This is a genomic window from Curtobacterium sp. ABR8 (assembly GCF_057812125.1).
The window spans coordinates 1,215,045-1,228,349 of record NZ_CM173818.1 but is presented as its reverse complement, the minus strand read 5'-3'; the positions used below and the strand labels follow the sequence as shown (position 1 = coordinate 1,228,349).

Below are 13,305 nucleotides of genomic sequence, written 5' to 3'. Positions count from 1 at the left end.
ACAGGGCTCTTCGTCGCGCCCGGAATCCTCGGCGCGCCGGAGCGAGACCAGAGAGCGAGTACCGCCTTGTCCCTCCCCGAACCGAACGTCCCGCGCCGCCGGGCGTTCCGCCGCATCGCCACCGCCACGGCCGTCGCCGCCGTCGGCGCCCTCGTCGTCGCCGGCTGCAGCTCCGGCAGCAGCGCCGACTCGATCGAGAAGAGCGCCCCGAAGGAACTCAAGGGCACCGTGTCCCTGTGGCACTTCTTCACCGGCCGTGAAGCCGGCGTGGTGAAGACCGCCGTCGAGGGCTTCGAGAAGGCCAACCCCGACGTCACCGTCGACATCCACGCCGGCCAGGACGACGAGAAGCTGCAGAAGGCGATCTCGTCCGGCCAGAACATCGACGTGGGGCTGTCGTACTCGACCGCCATCGTGGGCAGCTTCTGCTCCTCGGGTGCCTTCCGTGACCTCTCGCCCTACATCAAGCGCGACAAGGTCGACCTGTCGGACATCCCGAAGGCCGTGCAGTCGTACACGCAGTACAAGGGCACCCGGTGCACGCTGCCTGCCCTCGCCGACGTCAGTGCGCTCATGTACAACAAGCCGCTGCTCGAGAAGGCCGGGATCGACTCCCCGCCGAAGACGCTCGACGAGCTCAAGACCGACGCGCTGAAGCTGACGACGTACAACGCCGACGGCTCGATCAAGCAGCTCGGCTTCAACCCGCTCATCGACTTCTACGAGAACTCGCCCGAGCACTGGGCGCCGATGGTCGACGGCTCGTGGCTCGACGAGAAGGGCAACAGCGTGATCGGCACGTCCGACGCGTGGAAGCAGCTCATCACCTGGCAGAAGGGCTTCGTCGACGAGATCGGTTACGACAAGCTCAAGGCCTTCACGTCCGGCCTCGGGCAGGAGTTCGCCGCGGACAACGCGTTCCAGACCGGGCAGGTCGCGATGCAGATCGACGGCGAGTACCGCACGGCGTTCATCAAGGACCAGAAGCCGGACCCGGACTACGGCACGTCGCCGACCCCGGTGATGGACGGCCTCGGCAACTACGGCTCGACGTACATCGCGGGCAACGTCGCGGGCATCGCGAAGGGCTCCAAGAACCCGGAGCTGTCGTGGGCACTCCTGAAGTACCTGTCGACGAACACCGACGCACAGGTCACCCTGGGCAACGGACTGAAGAACATCCCGACGCTCACCTCGGCGCTGGAGTCCCCCGACCTCGAGGTCGACGAGAACTACAAGACCTTCGTCGACGTCGCGGGCAACGCGGACACCATGACCTCGCCGGGCACGGCCGACGGCGCCGCCTACATCGGCACCTTCACGAAGTTCTGGCAGGCGTACCAGCAGAAGGGCGGCGACCTCGACGCCAAGCTGAAGAAGCTCGACTCGGACATCGACAACGCCAACCAGCTGGCTGGTCCGTGATGAGCGTCACCACCAAGACGACCGGCCGGGAGGCGCGGCTCGCCCGCGCCGCCCGGCCCACGAACCCGACGGGGTCCGGTCCGGTGCCCCCGACGGCTCCGCGACGTCGGCCCCGCTCCGCCGAGTCCCGACGCCGACTCGTCGCCCTGACGATGCTCGCGCCGGCCCTGGCGGGCCTGGTGATCTTCTTCGCCTACCCGCTCGTCGCGTCGATCTTCTACTCGTTCACGCGCTACAACCAGCTGCAGGAGCCCGAGTTCGTCGGGCTGCTGAACTACAGGTTCCTGTTCACGCAGGACCCGCAGATCGGTCCCGCGGTCGTCAACACGCTGTGGTTCGTCGTCATCCTGGTGCCGGTCCGGATCGTGTGCGGGCTGCTGGTGGCCGGGCTGCTGTCGCGGGCCCGCACCGCCACGGGCTTCTGGCGGACGCTCTTCTACCTGCCCGCGCTGGTCCCGCCGGTGGCGAGCGTCGTGGCGTTCGTGTTCCTGTTCAACCCGGGCACCGGGCCGGTGAACCAGATCCTGCGGGTCTTCGGCATCGACGGCCCGCTCTGGTTCAACGACCCGGCGTGGTCGAAGCCGTCGCTCGTGATCCTGGGCGTCTGGGTGATGGGCGACATCATGATCATCTTCCTGGCGTCCCTGCTCGACGTGCCGCGCGACCTGTACGAGGCCGCGTCGCTCGACGGCGCGAACGGCGTCCAGCAGGTCCGGCACATCACGCTGCCGACGATCGCCCCGGTGATCGGCTTCGCCGCGGTGACGGGGGTGATCGCGGCCCTGCAGTACTTCACCGAGGCCGCGGTGGCGTCCGGGGTCGCGTCCGGCAAGGCGACGATCGGTGGCGGGACCGCCGCCCAGCTCGGCTACCCGGGCACATCGCTGCTCACGTACACCGAGCTGCTCTACCAGCACGGGTTCGCGAACTTCCAGTTCGGCTACGCATCCGCCATGGCCGTGGTCCTGTTCGTGATCACCGCGGTGGTGCTCGTCTTCACGATGCGCCGCATCTCCGTCTTCCGTCCCGAGGAGTCCTGATGACCGCCGTGTCCCAGTCCCCGCTCGCCCGGGCTCCCCGCGGTGCCGCGTCCGGCTCCGCCCGCGGTCCGCGCCGCAGCCTGCTGGTCTGGATCGCCGAGCACGCCGCTCTGGTGGCCCTCGGCGTGCTGACCATCGCCCCGATCGTGTTCGTGGTCCTGACCTCGCTGATGTCGAGCAACCAGGCACTCACGGCGTCGATCGTTCCCCGGCCGCTCGACTTCTCGAACTACGCGCGGGTGTTCACCGAACTGCCGCTCACGCAGTGGTTCGGCAACTCGTCGATGTACGCCGTCCTCGCCACCGCGTTCATGCTCGTCAGCTCCGTACCGGCGGCGTACGCGCTCGCCCAGATCAAGTTCAGGGGTGCGAACCTGATCTTCACGGTGATCATCGTCGCGATGCTCCTGCCCCCGCAGGTCACCGCGGTGCCGGTCTACGTGATGTGGTCGCACCTGCACCTGACCGGCACCCTGTGGCCGCTCATCCTGCCGAACCTGCTCGGCGACGCGTTCAGCATCTTCCTGCTCCGCCAGTTCTTCATGACCATCCCGAAGGAGTACGGCGACGCCGCCCGCATGGACGGCTGCAGCGAGTGGGGCGTGCTCTGGCGCGTGGTCGTCCCGATGGCCCGCCCGGGCATCGCGTCGGCGGCGATCTTCATGTTCTTCCACTCGTGGAACGACTACTACGGCCCGCTCCTGTACGCGTCCGAGAACCAGGCCGCTTGGCCGGTGGCGTACGGGCTCGCCACGTTCCGCGGACAGCACGGCACCGACTGGTCGATGACGATGGCGATGACCGTCGTCGTCATGGTCCCCGTCGTCATCATCTTCTTCTTCGCACAGAAGGCATTCGTCGAGGGCATCGCGCTCACCGGCGTGAAGGGATAGCAGCTCCAGTGAAACTCACAGTCGTCGGTGGCGGATCCACCTACACCCCCGAACTCGTGGACGGCTTCGCCCGGCTCCGCGACCAGCTCCCCATCGACGAGCTCTGGCTCGTCGACCCCGACCCGGTGCGCCGCGAACTCGTCGGCGGCGTCGCCAGGCGGATGTTCGCGCACGCCGGCCACCCCGGCACGATCCACGTCACCGACGACGTCGTCGCCGGGGTCACCGACGCCGACGCGGTCATGTTCCAGCTCCGCATCGGCGGACAGGCCGCACGACAACAGGACGAGACGTGGCCGCACGAAGCCTGCTGCATCGGGCAGGAGACCACCGGTCCCGGCGGCTTCGCGAAGGCGCTCCGCACCGTGCCCGTGGTCCTGGAGTACGCCGAACTCGTCCGGAAGCACGCCAAGCCGGACGCCTGGATCGTCGACTTCACCAACCCCGTCGGCATCGTCACCCGCGCCCTGCTCGAAGCCGGGCACCGCGCCGTCGGCCTGTGCAACGTCGCGATCGGGTTCCAGCGACGCTTCGCGAAGGAGTTCGGCGTCGCCCCCGACCACGTCCGGCTCGACCACGTCGGCCTGAACCACCTGACGTGGGAGCGCGGCGTGCACGTCACGGGCGCGGACGGCGTCGAACGCGACGTGATGGCGGACCTGCTCGCCGAGTCGGACGGCGCCCTCGACCGGACGGCGGACAGCGTGCACATGCAACCGGATCTCCTCCGTCTGCAGCATGCGATCCCCTCGTACTACCTGCGGTACTTCTACAGCCACGACATCGTGCTGCAGGAGCAGCTGCACGAACCCACCCGTGCCGAGGCCGTCATGGAGACCGAGCGTGCCCTGCTCGCGAAGTACGCCGACGAGTCCGTCGTGACGAAGCCCGCCGAACTCGAGCAGCGCGGTGGCGCCTACTACTCCGAGGCGGCGATCGACGTGCTGTCCTCGATCCTCGGCGACCGCGGCGACGTGCAGGTGCTCAACGTGCGGAACGACGGCACGTTCCCGTTCCTGCCGGACGACCACGTCATCGAGGTGCCGTCCCGCGTCACCCGCCAGGCCATCACGCCGCTGCCGGTCTCCCCGCTCGCCCCGGACATGGTCGGTCTCGTGTCGCACGTCGCCGGGTACGAGCGCCTCGCGCTCGACGCCGCGGTGCACGGCGGCCGCGACCGGGTGCTCCGCGCGATGTGGGCGCACCCCCTCGTGGGGCAGGTCGACAAGGCGGAGAAGCTCACCGACCTGCTCCTGGCCGCGAACGCGGAACACATCCCGTGGGCGCGATCGGAGCAGGTGACGTGGGCGGGTTGAGCCGGACCGGCGAGGCGGGCCCGGCGCGAGCCTCCCGTCCGCCCGCTCCGGTCCCACCGGACGCGACCGACGTCGTGCTCGCCGTCGACGGTGGCGGGAGCAAGACGGACGTCGTCGCGATCGCGCTCGACGGGACGATCGTCGGGCACGCACGCGGTCCGGGCTCGAACCCGCAGACCCGCGGGTGGGACCTCGCCGGGCCGATCCTCGACGACGTCCGTGCACGGGTGGTGGGTGAGCTGGGCGACCGGCGCATCCGCACGACGCACGTGTACCTGGCCGGGCTCGACCTGCACGACGAGCTCGTCGCGGCGACCGCGGCCCTCGCGCACTGGGCCGAGGACGGCGGCGAGCCGCACGTCCTGGACAACGACCTGTTCGCCCTGCTGCGGGCCGGCACCCTGTCCCCCGACGCGGCGGCCGTGGTGTGCGGCACCGGGATCAACGCCCTTGCAGTGCGCGCCGACGGCACGACCGCACGGTTCCCGGCCATCGGCGACGTCTCCGGTGACTGGGGCGGTGGTGCGTGGCTCGGCAACCGGGCGCTCTGGCACGCGGCGCGGGCCGACGACGGCCGCGGTCCGGCGACGGCGCTGGTCGACGCGGTGCCGGCGGCGGTCGGCCTCCGCAGCGTCCGCGAGGTCACCGAGGCCATCCACTTCGGTCGCCTCGACCAGCGCGTGTTCAACCGGCTCTGCCCGGTGCTGTTCGAGGTGGCCGGAGCCGGCGACGCCGTGGCCCGGAGCGTCGTGGAGCGTCAGGCGGAGGAGATCGTCCTGCTCGCCGCGGTCGCACTCGAGCGGTTGGGCCTCGGTGGTTCGGCCGCCGAGCCGGTGCCCGTCGTGCTCGGCGGTGGGGTGCTCGCTGCTCGTCACCCGTTGCTCGTGGACGGCGTCGTCGACGGGCTCGCTGCCCGGGTCCCCGGAGCGGTGCCGACCTGGGTCACCGATCCCCCGGTGCTCGGTGCGGGCTTGGCGGCGCTGGAGTCGGTCGGTGCCGACGACGCCGCGCTCGAGCGGTACCGCGTCGCCGTGCGCTCCCGCGCGTTCGCGAGCACGACCGCGCTGATCCGCTGATCCGCTGACGCGCTGCGACCGGACGGAGTGCTGCAACCGGCCGGGGCGCTGTGCGATCCCCTCGCGAAAGCGACAGTCTGCCGCCGAACATTCGCGGCAGACTGTCGCTCTCGCGGCACAGATCGCGCGGCCGCGCGCGCCCTCGCGCGCCCGCCCGCGCGCGGCACCGCACTACGCGCGCGCCAGCATCCCGAGCGTGTCGACGACGCGGTTCGAGAAGCCCCACTCGTTGTCGTACCAGGCGACGACCTTCACGTGCCGGCCCTCGTCGACGCGCGTGAGCAGCGAGTCGAAGACGCTCGACTCGGGCCGCCCCGTGATGTCCGTCGACACGAGCGGGTCCGCGGTGAACGCCAGGACCCCGGCGAGCGGTCCGGCGGCTGCGGCCCGGTAGGCCTCGTTGACCTCGTCCACGGTCACGTCCCGCGAGACGACGGTGTTCAGTTCGACGATCGACCCGACGGGCACGGGCACGCGGATGGCGTCACCGGAGAGCTTGCCCTCCAGTCGCGGCAGCACCAGCCCGATGGCCTTGGCGGCTCCGGTCGTCGTCGGCACGATGTTCACCCCGGCGGCGCGTGCTCGACGCAGGTCCCGGTGCGGCCCGTCCTGCAGGTTCTGCTCCTGTGTGTACGCGTGCACGGTGGTCATGAACCCGTGCTCGATCCCTGCCAGGTCGTCGAGCACCGATGCCAGGGGTGCGAGCGCGTTGGTCGTGCACGACGCGTTCGAGATCACCGTGTGCGCGGCCGGGTCGAACGTGTCCGTGTTCACGCCGTACGCGATGGTGGCGTCCGCGCCCGTTGCGGGTGCACTGATGAGGACGCGGCGGGCTCCTGCGGTCAGGTGTCCCGCCGCTGCGTCGCGCGCGGTGAACCGGCCGGTCGACTCGAGCACGACCTCGACGCCGAGGTCGCCCCACGGGAGCTCCGACGGCTCACGCGAGGCCAGGACGCGGACACGGCGGCCGTTGATCACGAGCGTGTCCCCGTCGACCTCGACCGTGCCGTCGAACGGGCCGAGTGCGGAGTCGTACCGGAACAGGTGCGCGAGCGTGTCGGGGGCGGTCAGGTCGTTGACGGCGACGACCTCGAGGTCGTCGCCGCCCCGTGCGAGCAGGGCGCGGAGCGTGTTGCGGCCGATGCGGCCGAAGCCGTTGATGGCGATGCGGGTCATGTGGGGTTCCTTTCGTTCCGTGCTCCATGCTCACGGGCCGGGAGGCACGGCTCCAGTGGCAGGGAAGCCAGCGTTCGAAAGGATGTCGCCACCACGGCCGCGACGGCGCGGTCAGTCCTGGAACGTCCGTCGGTACTCGGTGGGCGACGTCCCGAGGATCCGCCGGAAGTGCGTCCGCAGGTTCGCGTCGGAGCCGAGGCCCGCCCGATCGGCCACCTGGTCGATGCCGAGGTCCGACTGCTCCAGGAGTTCCCGGGCGAGGTCCACGCGCGCCCGCAGCACCCACTGCATCGGCGTGTACCCGGTGTCCTCCACGAACCGGCGCGAGAACGTCCGTGCCGACACCGTGGCGTTCCGTGCGAGCGCCTCGAGCGTCAGCGGCTCGGCGAGGTGCCGGAGCGCCCACTCCCGGGTGTCCGCGAACACGTCCCCGAGCGGCTCCGGCACGCTGCGCGGCACGTACTGGGCCTGGCCGCCGCTGCGGTACGGGGCGCTGACGAGCCGTCGGGCGACGTGGTTCGACAGCGCCACGCCGTGGTCCTGCCGGACGATGTGCAGGCACAGGTCGATCCCGCTCGCGGCTCCCGCGCTGGTCAGCACCGAGCCCGCGTCGACGAACAGCACGTCCTCGTCGACGTCCACCTCGGGGTACCGCTCACGGAGCACCCGCGTGTAGTGCCAGTGCGTCGTCGCCCGGCGTCCGTCGAGCAGCCCGGCGGCCGCGAGCGCGAACGCCCCGGTGGAGATCGCCGCGATGCGGACGCCGCGGTCGTGCGCCCGAGCCAGTGCCGCGACGACGTCGGCCGGCGGCGCCGAGTCCGACGGTCGGCGGTAGCCGGGCACGAAGACGGTCTCGGCCCAGTCCAGTGCCTCCAGCCCGTGGTCGACCGCGTAGGCCAGCCCGTCGCCGCCGGTGATCCGACCGGCCCGGGGCCCGCACACCCGCACCTCGTAGGGCATGCTCGGGCGGTTCGAGAACACCTGCGCGGGGATCCCGACGTCGAGCGGTTTCGCCCCGTCGAGCACGAGGACCGCGACGCGGTGCAGTGCGGACGCAGCCATGCCGTCGACGCTAGCGGACGCGATAGGCCGGCTGGCGGAGCCGCCCTGAGCGTCAGGCGTCGCGGACCGCCAGCACCCGGTGCGGCGATGCCCGTTCCGCCCGCCACCCGCTCGGCAACGTGTCCCGCAGCTCCGCCAGGGTGAAGGACCGGCGGATCGACCGCAGACCGTCGACCCGGACGAAGGTCCCCGCGGACACCAACGGCGACGCCAGCGCGTAGGCGCGGTACGCCTCCCGCGACCGACGGATGTCCGAGTGCACGCTGCGGCCCGACGCCAACGCAGCGGAGTCGGCGAGGAAGCCCGTCCGCTCGTCGTCTCCCAGGTGGTGCAGCACGTGGTTCGACACGACGACGTCGAACCGCTCCCCCGCCGCCACCAGGTCACCGCTCGACTGCTGCCGGAAGCTGACGCCCCGCGGCGCCCGTCGGTTCGCGGCGTCGATCGCCCGCGGGTCCGGGTCGACCCCGACGACCTCGACGTCGAACCCGTCGCTCGCCGCCCACCGCACGACGGCCCGGGCCAGGTCGCCGCCACCGCACCCGAGGTCGAGCACCCGTCCGCGGCCGGTGACCGGCAGGGCCGGCACGACGTGCGTCCGCCACGCCGATCGCCACCCGCTCACCAGGGCGTTGACGAGCGCGAACCGCCGGAAGGTGCGCGCCAGCGCGCGCGGATCGCAGTCCGGGTCGTCCATGAGCTCGGTCAGGTCGAGCGCACGGGTGCGCAGGTCGAGGACCGGGAGGCCCGTGGAGCCGCCGTCGGGACGGCTCACGTGCGCACCATGGTCAGTCGCGCGCTCTCGACGGTGAGTCCGGGGCCGAAGGCGAGCGCCACCACGGGTGCCCCGTCCGGGACGCCGGCGTCGACGGCTTCGCGGAGCACGAACAGCACGGTCGCACTCGACATGTTCCCGTGGTCGCGCAGGACCGTGCGGCTCGCAGCGATCGCCGCGTCCGGCAGGTCGAGCGCCTGCTGGGCCCGGTCGAGGATCGCGCGGCCACCGGGGTGCACGGCCCACACCGGCACGTCGGCGGCGGGACCGTCGAGCAGCGACGCGACGGCTTCGGCGACGCTCGTGCCGACGAGCTTGGGCACGGCGGTGCTCAGGACCATCTCGAAGCCCTCGTCGCCGATGTTCCACGCCATCTCGCCGGCGCTCTCGGGCACGACGGCGGTGGCGAACGCGTCGAGGCGCAGGCCGGGACCGTCGGCGGTGACGACGGCGGCCGCGGCGCCGTCGCCGAAGACACTGTTGGCGACGATCTGGTCGGGGTCGTCGCTCGCGCGGACGTGCAGGGTGCAGAGTTCGGCGCAGACGACCAGCACGACGGCGCCCGGGTCGGCCTCGGCGAACGCGGCGGCGATCCGCAGGGCCGGGAACGCCGCACAGCAGCCCATGAACCCGATGTGGTGGCGGAAGACGGCGCGCGGCAGCCCGAGCGCGGTCACGATGTCCAGGTCCGGACCGGGTTGCGTGAAGCCCGTGCACGACACCGTGACGACGTGCGTGACCGAGGCGGCGTCCACGTCCGCACGGTCGAGGGCGTCACGAGCGGCGTCGACGAACAGCGCCGGTGCGAGCTCGCGGTACCGGTCGTTGCGGGTGCCGGTCGACGGCGAGTGGAGGGCGCCGTCCGCGTCACGGAAGGCGCCGGCGGCTCGTTCGCGGTCGAGCTCGTCCAGCACGGTGTGCCGGTGGTCGACCGCCGAGGCGTCGAAGGCTGCGGGGACGAGCCGCCGACCGAGACGACCGAGCTCGGGCTGCGCGGCGAAGAGATCCCGCACCGCAGCCTGCTCGAGCGTCGTCTCCGGGACGGCGGTTCCGATGGCGCGGATCGTTGCGGACACGACTCATCCTGTCACCGGGTCGCTGACGCGTCCCCAGGATCGACGGGAGGCGCGGTGCCAGCCGGCACCGCGCCTCCTGTCCGTCAACGGATCCCGTCTACGACTGCTGCGCGCGCTCCAGCACCAGCTCGCGCACGCGGGCGGCGTCCGCCTGGCCCTTCATGGCCTTCATGACGGCGCCGATGATGGCGCCGGCGGCCTGGACCTTGCCGTCCTGGATCTTGGCGAGCACGTCGGGCTGCGCGGCGAGCGCCTCGTCGACCGCGGCGGTGAGCGCCGAGTCGTCGGACACGACCTTGAGCCCGCGGGCCTCGACGACCTGGGCCGGCGAGCCCTCGCCGGCGATGACGCCCTCGAGTACCTGGCGGGCCAGGCGGTCGGTCAGGTCACCGGACTCGACGAGCGCGATGACCTCGGCGACGTGCTGCGGCGACACGAGGTCGCCGGGCTCGGCGTCCTGCGCGTTCGCGACGCGGCTGATCTCACCGGTCCACCACTTGCGAGCGGCCTGCGGCGCGGCTCCGGCGGCGACGGTGCCCTCGACCTGGTCGAGCAGCCCGCCGTTCACGACGTCCTGGAACTCCAGGTCGGCGAAGCCCCACTCGCCCTTGAGACGGCGGCGGCGAGCCACCGGCGCCTCGGGCAGGGACGCGCGGAGTTCCTCGACGACCGCGGGGTCCGGCACGACCGGCAGCAGGTCGGGCTCGGGGAAGTAGCGGTAGTCGTCGGCGTCCGACTTCGGACGGCCGGCCGACGTGCGGCCGGTGTCCTCGTGCCAGTGGCGGGTCTCCTGCGTGATGGTGCCGCCGTCGGCGAGGATCGCGGCCTGGCGCTGGATCTCGTAGCGGATCGCACGCTCGACGGCACGGAACGAGTTGACGTTCTTCGTCTCGGTGCGGGTGCCGAGCTTCTCCTGGCCGCGGGGGCGCAGCGAGATGTTGGCGTCGCAGCGCAGGTTGCCGCGTTCCATGCGGGCCTCGGAGACCCCGAGTGCCCGGACGAGGTCGCGGATGACCTGCACGTACGCGGCACCGAGCTCGGGAGCGCGGTGCTCGGCGCCGAAGATCGGCTTCGTGACGATCTCGACCAGGGGCACCCCGGCGCGGTTGTAGTCGACGAGCGAGTACTCGGCGCCCTGGATGCGGCCGGTGGCACCGCCGACGTGCGTCAGCTTGCCGGCGTCCTCTTCCATGTGGGCGCGCTCGATCGGCACGTTGAAGATCGTGCCGTCCGCCAGTTCGACCTCGACCTCGCCCTCGAACGCGATGGGCTCGTCGAACTGTGAGACCTGGTAGTTCTTGGGGTTGTCCGGGTAGAAGTAGTTCTTCCGGGCGAACCGCGACGACTCGGCGATCGAGCAGCCGAGCGCGAGCCCGAGCTGGATCGAGTACCGCACGGCCTGCGCGTTCACGACCGGCAGCGACCCGGGCAGCCCGAGGTCGACCGGCGTCACGTTCGTGTTCGGCTCGCCACCGAAGAAGTTCGGTGCGTCCGAGAACATCTTGGTCTTCGTCGCGAGCTCGACGTGCACCTCGAAGCCGAGAACCGGCTCGTAGCGCTCCAGTGCCTCGTCGAAGTCCATGAGCGCGTCCTTCTGCGCCATCAGATCACACCTTCCTGCGCAGCCGACTGCTGACTCTGGTCGAGGTCCGGGATCCGGTCGATGAGCGGGGCACCCCACTGCTGCTCGAGCAGACGCTCGAGCGCCGCACCGTAGCGGTACAGGCGGGCGTCCTCGCGCTGCGGGGCCATGAGCTGCACGCCGACGGGCAGGCCGTCCTCGGGCGCCAGGCCGTTCGGGATGCTCATGCCGGGCACGCCCGCCAGGTTCGCGGGGATCGTGGTGAGGTCGTTGAGGTACATCGCGAGCGGGTCGTCGATGCGCTCACCGATCGGGAACGCGGTCGTCGGGGCCGACGGGCTGATGAGCAGGTCGACCTGCTCGAAGGCGGCCTGGAAGTCCCGCTGCACGAGCGTGCGGACCTTCTGCGCCGAGCCGTAGTACGCGTCGTAGTACCCGGCGCTCAGGGCGTAGGTGCCGAGGATGATGCGACGCTTCACCTCGGGCCCGAACCCGGCTTCGCGCGTGGCGGCCATGACGTCCTCGACGGTGGCACCGTTCTCGGGCGTGACCCGGAGTCCGAAGCGCACCGAGTCGAACTTCGCCAGGTTCGACGAGGCCTCGGCCGGCAGGATCAGGTAGTAGGCGCTGATCGCGTAGGCGAAGGACGGGGCGTCGATCTCGACGACGACCGCACCGGCCGACTCGAGCAGGGCGACGGTCTCCTGGAAGCGCTGGGTGACCCCGGCCTGGAAGCCGTCGCCACCGGCGAGCTCCTTGACCACGCCGACGCGCAGGCCGCGCAGCGTGTCCGCCTGTAGCCCTTCGCGAGCGGCGGCGGCCATCGACGGCCAGGCGTCGGGGATCGAGGTGGAGTCGCGCGGGTCGTGCCCGCCGACGACGTCGTGCAGGAGCGCGGCGTCGAGGACGGTGCGCGCGACCGGGCCGATCTGGTCGAGGCTGGACGCCAGGGCGATCGCGCCGTAGCGGCTCACCCCGCCGTAGGTCGGCTTCACGCCGACGGTGCCGGTGACGGCTCCCGGCTGGCGGATCGAGCCGCCGGTGTCGGAACCGAGCGCGATGGGTGCCTCGTGCGCGGCGACGGCAGCGGCCGAGCCACCGCCGGAGCCGCCGGGGATGCGGTCGAGGTCCCACGGGTTGTGGGTCGGACCGTACGCCGAGAACTCGGTGGTCGAGCCCATCGCGAACTCGTCCATGTTGGTCTTGCCGAGCGGCACGAGGCCGGCGGCACGGAGCTTGGCGACCGGGGTGGCGTCGTACGGCGGCACCCAGCCCTCGAGGATCTTCGAGCCCGAGGTCGTCGGCATGTCCTGCGTGCACAAGACGTCCTTGATCGCGATCGGGACACCGGCGAGGGGCCCGAGGTCGTCGCCGGCCGAACGGCGCGAGTCGATCGACTTCGCGACCGCGATGGCGTTCTGGTTGACGTGCAGGAAGGCGTGCACGTCGCCGTCGACCGCGGCGATGCGGTCGAGGTGGGCCTGCGTGGCCTCGACGCTCGAGACGTCGCGTGCCACGAGGGCGTCGGCGAGCGCTGCGGCGCTCATGCGCGTGATGTCGGTCACTGTTCTTCTCCCAGGATCGCGGTCACTCGGAACCGTTCGCCGTCGGAGTCGGGCGCCCCGGAGAGCGCCTGCTCCTGTGTCAGCGTCTGGCCGACGACGTCGGGTCGGGTGACGTTGCCGAGCGGCACGGGGTGGCTCGTCAGCGGGACGTCGTCGGTCGCGACCTCGGCGACCTTGGCGACGCTCTCGACGATGTGCGACAGCTCCCCGGTCAGCTTCTCGATCTCGTCGGGCGTGAGTGCGATACGCGCGAGGTTCGCCAGGTGCGCGACCTGCTCGCTCGTGATGTCAGGCATGGTGCTCCGTCGATCGGTTCGTG

Annotated in this window: 12 protein-coding genes; 5 read left to right on the top strand and 7 right to left on the bottom strand. The window is 71.4% G+C overall.

Going from position 1 to position 13,305, the window contains the following annotated elements:
* Nucleotides 1-66 precede the first annotated feature (66 nt).
* Genes ACXKZB_RS05970 through ACXKZB_RS05950 form a run of 5 tightly spaced genes read left to right on the top strand, consistent with a single transcriptional unit; the run spans nt 67 to nt 5,750 of the window.
* Complete coding sequence (locus tag ACXKZB_RS05970) at nt 67-1,425, top strand: extracellular solute-binding protein (protein WP_488825156.1); 1,359 nt, start codon at nt 67-69, stop codon at nt 1,423-1,425.
* Complete coding sequence (locus ACXKZB_RS05965) at nt 1,425-2,465, top strand: carbohydrate ABC transporter permease (RefSeq protein ID WP_340197400.1); 1,041 nt, start codon at nt 1,425-1,427, stop codon at nt 2,463-2,465. Before ACXKZB_RS05970 ends, ACXKZB_RS05965 begins: the two co-directional genes overlap by 1 nt.
* On the top strand, nt 2,465-3,358 hold the full coding sequence (locus ACXKZB_RS05960) for a carbohydrate ABC transporter permease (protein ID WP_488825155.1): 894 nt from the start codon (nt 2,465-2,467) through the stop codon (nt 3,356-3,358). The genes ACXKZB_RS05965 and ACXKZB_RS05960 overlap by 1 nt, the downstream gene beginning before the upstream one ends.
* An 8-nt stretch (nt 3,359-3,366) precedes the next feature.
* Entirely contained in the window at nt 3,367-4,674 is a 1,308-nt protein-coding gene (locus tag ACXKZB_RS05955; protein WP_488825154.1) for a 6-phospho-beta-glucosidase, read from the top strand.
* Complete coding sequence (locus ACXKZB_RS05950; protein WP_488825153.1) at nt 4,671-5,750, top strand: N-acetylglucosamine kinase; 1,080 nt, start codon at nt 4,671-4,673, stop codon at nt 5,748-5,750. Before ACXKZB_RS05955 ends, ACXKZB_RS05950 begins: the two co-directional genes overlap by 4 nt.
* Nucleotides 5,751-5,921: 171 nt before the next feature.
* Here the strand turns inward: ACXKZB_RS05950 and gap are convergent, their stop codons facing one another.
* The 7 genes from gap to gatC all read right to left on the bottom strand — a co-directional run bounded on the left by gap (nt 5,922) and on the right by gatC (nt 13,282).
* Nucleotides 5,922-6,926, bottom strand: coding sequence for a type I glyceraldehyde-3-phosphate dehydrogenase (gene gap / locus ACXKZB_RS05945; protein WP_488825152.1), 1,005 nt, complete (start codon nt 6,924-6,926; stop codon nt 5,922-5,924).
* Nucleotides 6,927-7,037: 111 nt separating this feature from the next.
* Nucleotides 7,038-7,988, bottom strand: a complete 951-nt coding sequence (locus ACXKZB_RS05940) for a GlxA family transcriptional regulator (protein ID WP_456796575.1) — start codon at nt 7,986-7,988, stop codon at nt 7,038-7,040.
* A 52-nt stretch (nt 7,989-8,040) separates the two neighbouring features.
* Nucleotides 8,041-8,763, bottom strand: a complete 723-nt coding sequence (locus tag ACXKZB_RS05935) for a methyltransferase domain-containing protein (protein WP_488825150.1) — start codon at nt 8,761-8,763, stop codon at nt 8,041-8,043.
* Nucleotides 8,760-9,839 (bottom strand): type III polyketide synthase, encoded by a 1,080-nt coding sequence (locus ACXKZB_RS05930; protein ID WP_488825149.1) that lies wholly within the window; start codon nt 9,837-9,839, stop codon nt 8,760-8,762. Before ACXKZB_RS05930 ends, ACXKZB_RS05935 begins: the two co-directional genes overlap by 4 nt.
* Before the next feature lie 97 nt (nt 9,840-9,936).
* Nucleotides 9,937-11,442 carry an Asp-tRNA(Asn)/Glu-tRNA(Gln) amidotransferase subunit GatB gene (gene gatB / locus ACXKZB_RS05925; protein WP_222660049.1) on the bottom strand — a complete coding sequence of 502 codons (1,506 nt, stop codon included), beginning with the start codon at nt 11,440-11,442 and terminating at the stop codon, nt 9,937-9,939.
* The gene (gatA, locus tag ACXKZB_RS05920; RefSeq protein WP_222660047.1) at nt 11,442-12,986 is read right to left on the bottom strand and encodes an Asp-tRNA(Asn)/Glu-tRNA(Gln) amidotransferase subunit GatA; all 1,545 of its coding nucleotides are present in this window, start codon (nt 12,984-12,986) and stop codon (nt 11,442-11,444) included. Before gatA ends, gatB begins: the two co-directional genes overlap by 1 nt.
* Nucleotides 12,983-13,282: an Asp-tRNA(Asn)/Glu-tRNA(Gln) amidotransferase subunit GatC gene (gatC, locus tag ACXKZB_RS05915; protein WP_111085021.1), complete on the bottom strand. Its 300-nt coding sequence runs from the start codon at nt 13,280-13,282 to the stop codon at nt 12,983-12,985. The genes gatA and gatC overlap by 4 nt, the downstream gene beginning before the upstream one ends.
* Between the last annotated feature and the right edge of the window lie 23 nt (nt 13,283-13,305).

Excerpts from the sequence above, each read along its gene's own strand:
- ACXKZB_RS05965 (WP_340197400.1), top strand. The coding sequence starts at position 1,425 with ATGAGCGTCACCACCAAGACGACCGGCCGGGAGGCGCGGCTCGCCCGC.
- ACXKZB_RS05960 (WP_488825155.1), top strand. The coding sequence starts at position 2,465 with ATGACCGCCGTGTCCCAGTCCCCGCTCGCCCGGGCTCCCCGCGGTGCC.
- gap (WP_488825152.1), bottom strand. The coding sequence starts at position 6,926 with ATGACCCGCATCGCCATCAACGGCTTCGGCCGCATCGGCCGCAACACG.
- ACXKZB_RS05940 (WP_456796575.1), bottom strand. The coding sequence starts at position 7,988 with ATGGCTGCGTCCGCACTGCACCGCGTCGCGGTCCTCGTGCTCGACGGG.
- gatB (WP_222660049.1), bottom strand. The coding sequence starts at position 11,442 with ATGGCGCAGAAGGACGCGCTCATGGACTTCGACGAGGCACTGGAGCGC.
- gatC (WP_111085021.1), bottom strand. The coding sequence starts at position 13,282 with ATGCCTGACATCACGAGCGAGCAGGTCGCGCACCTGGCGAACCTCGCG.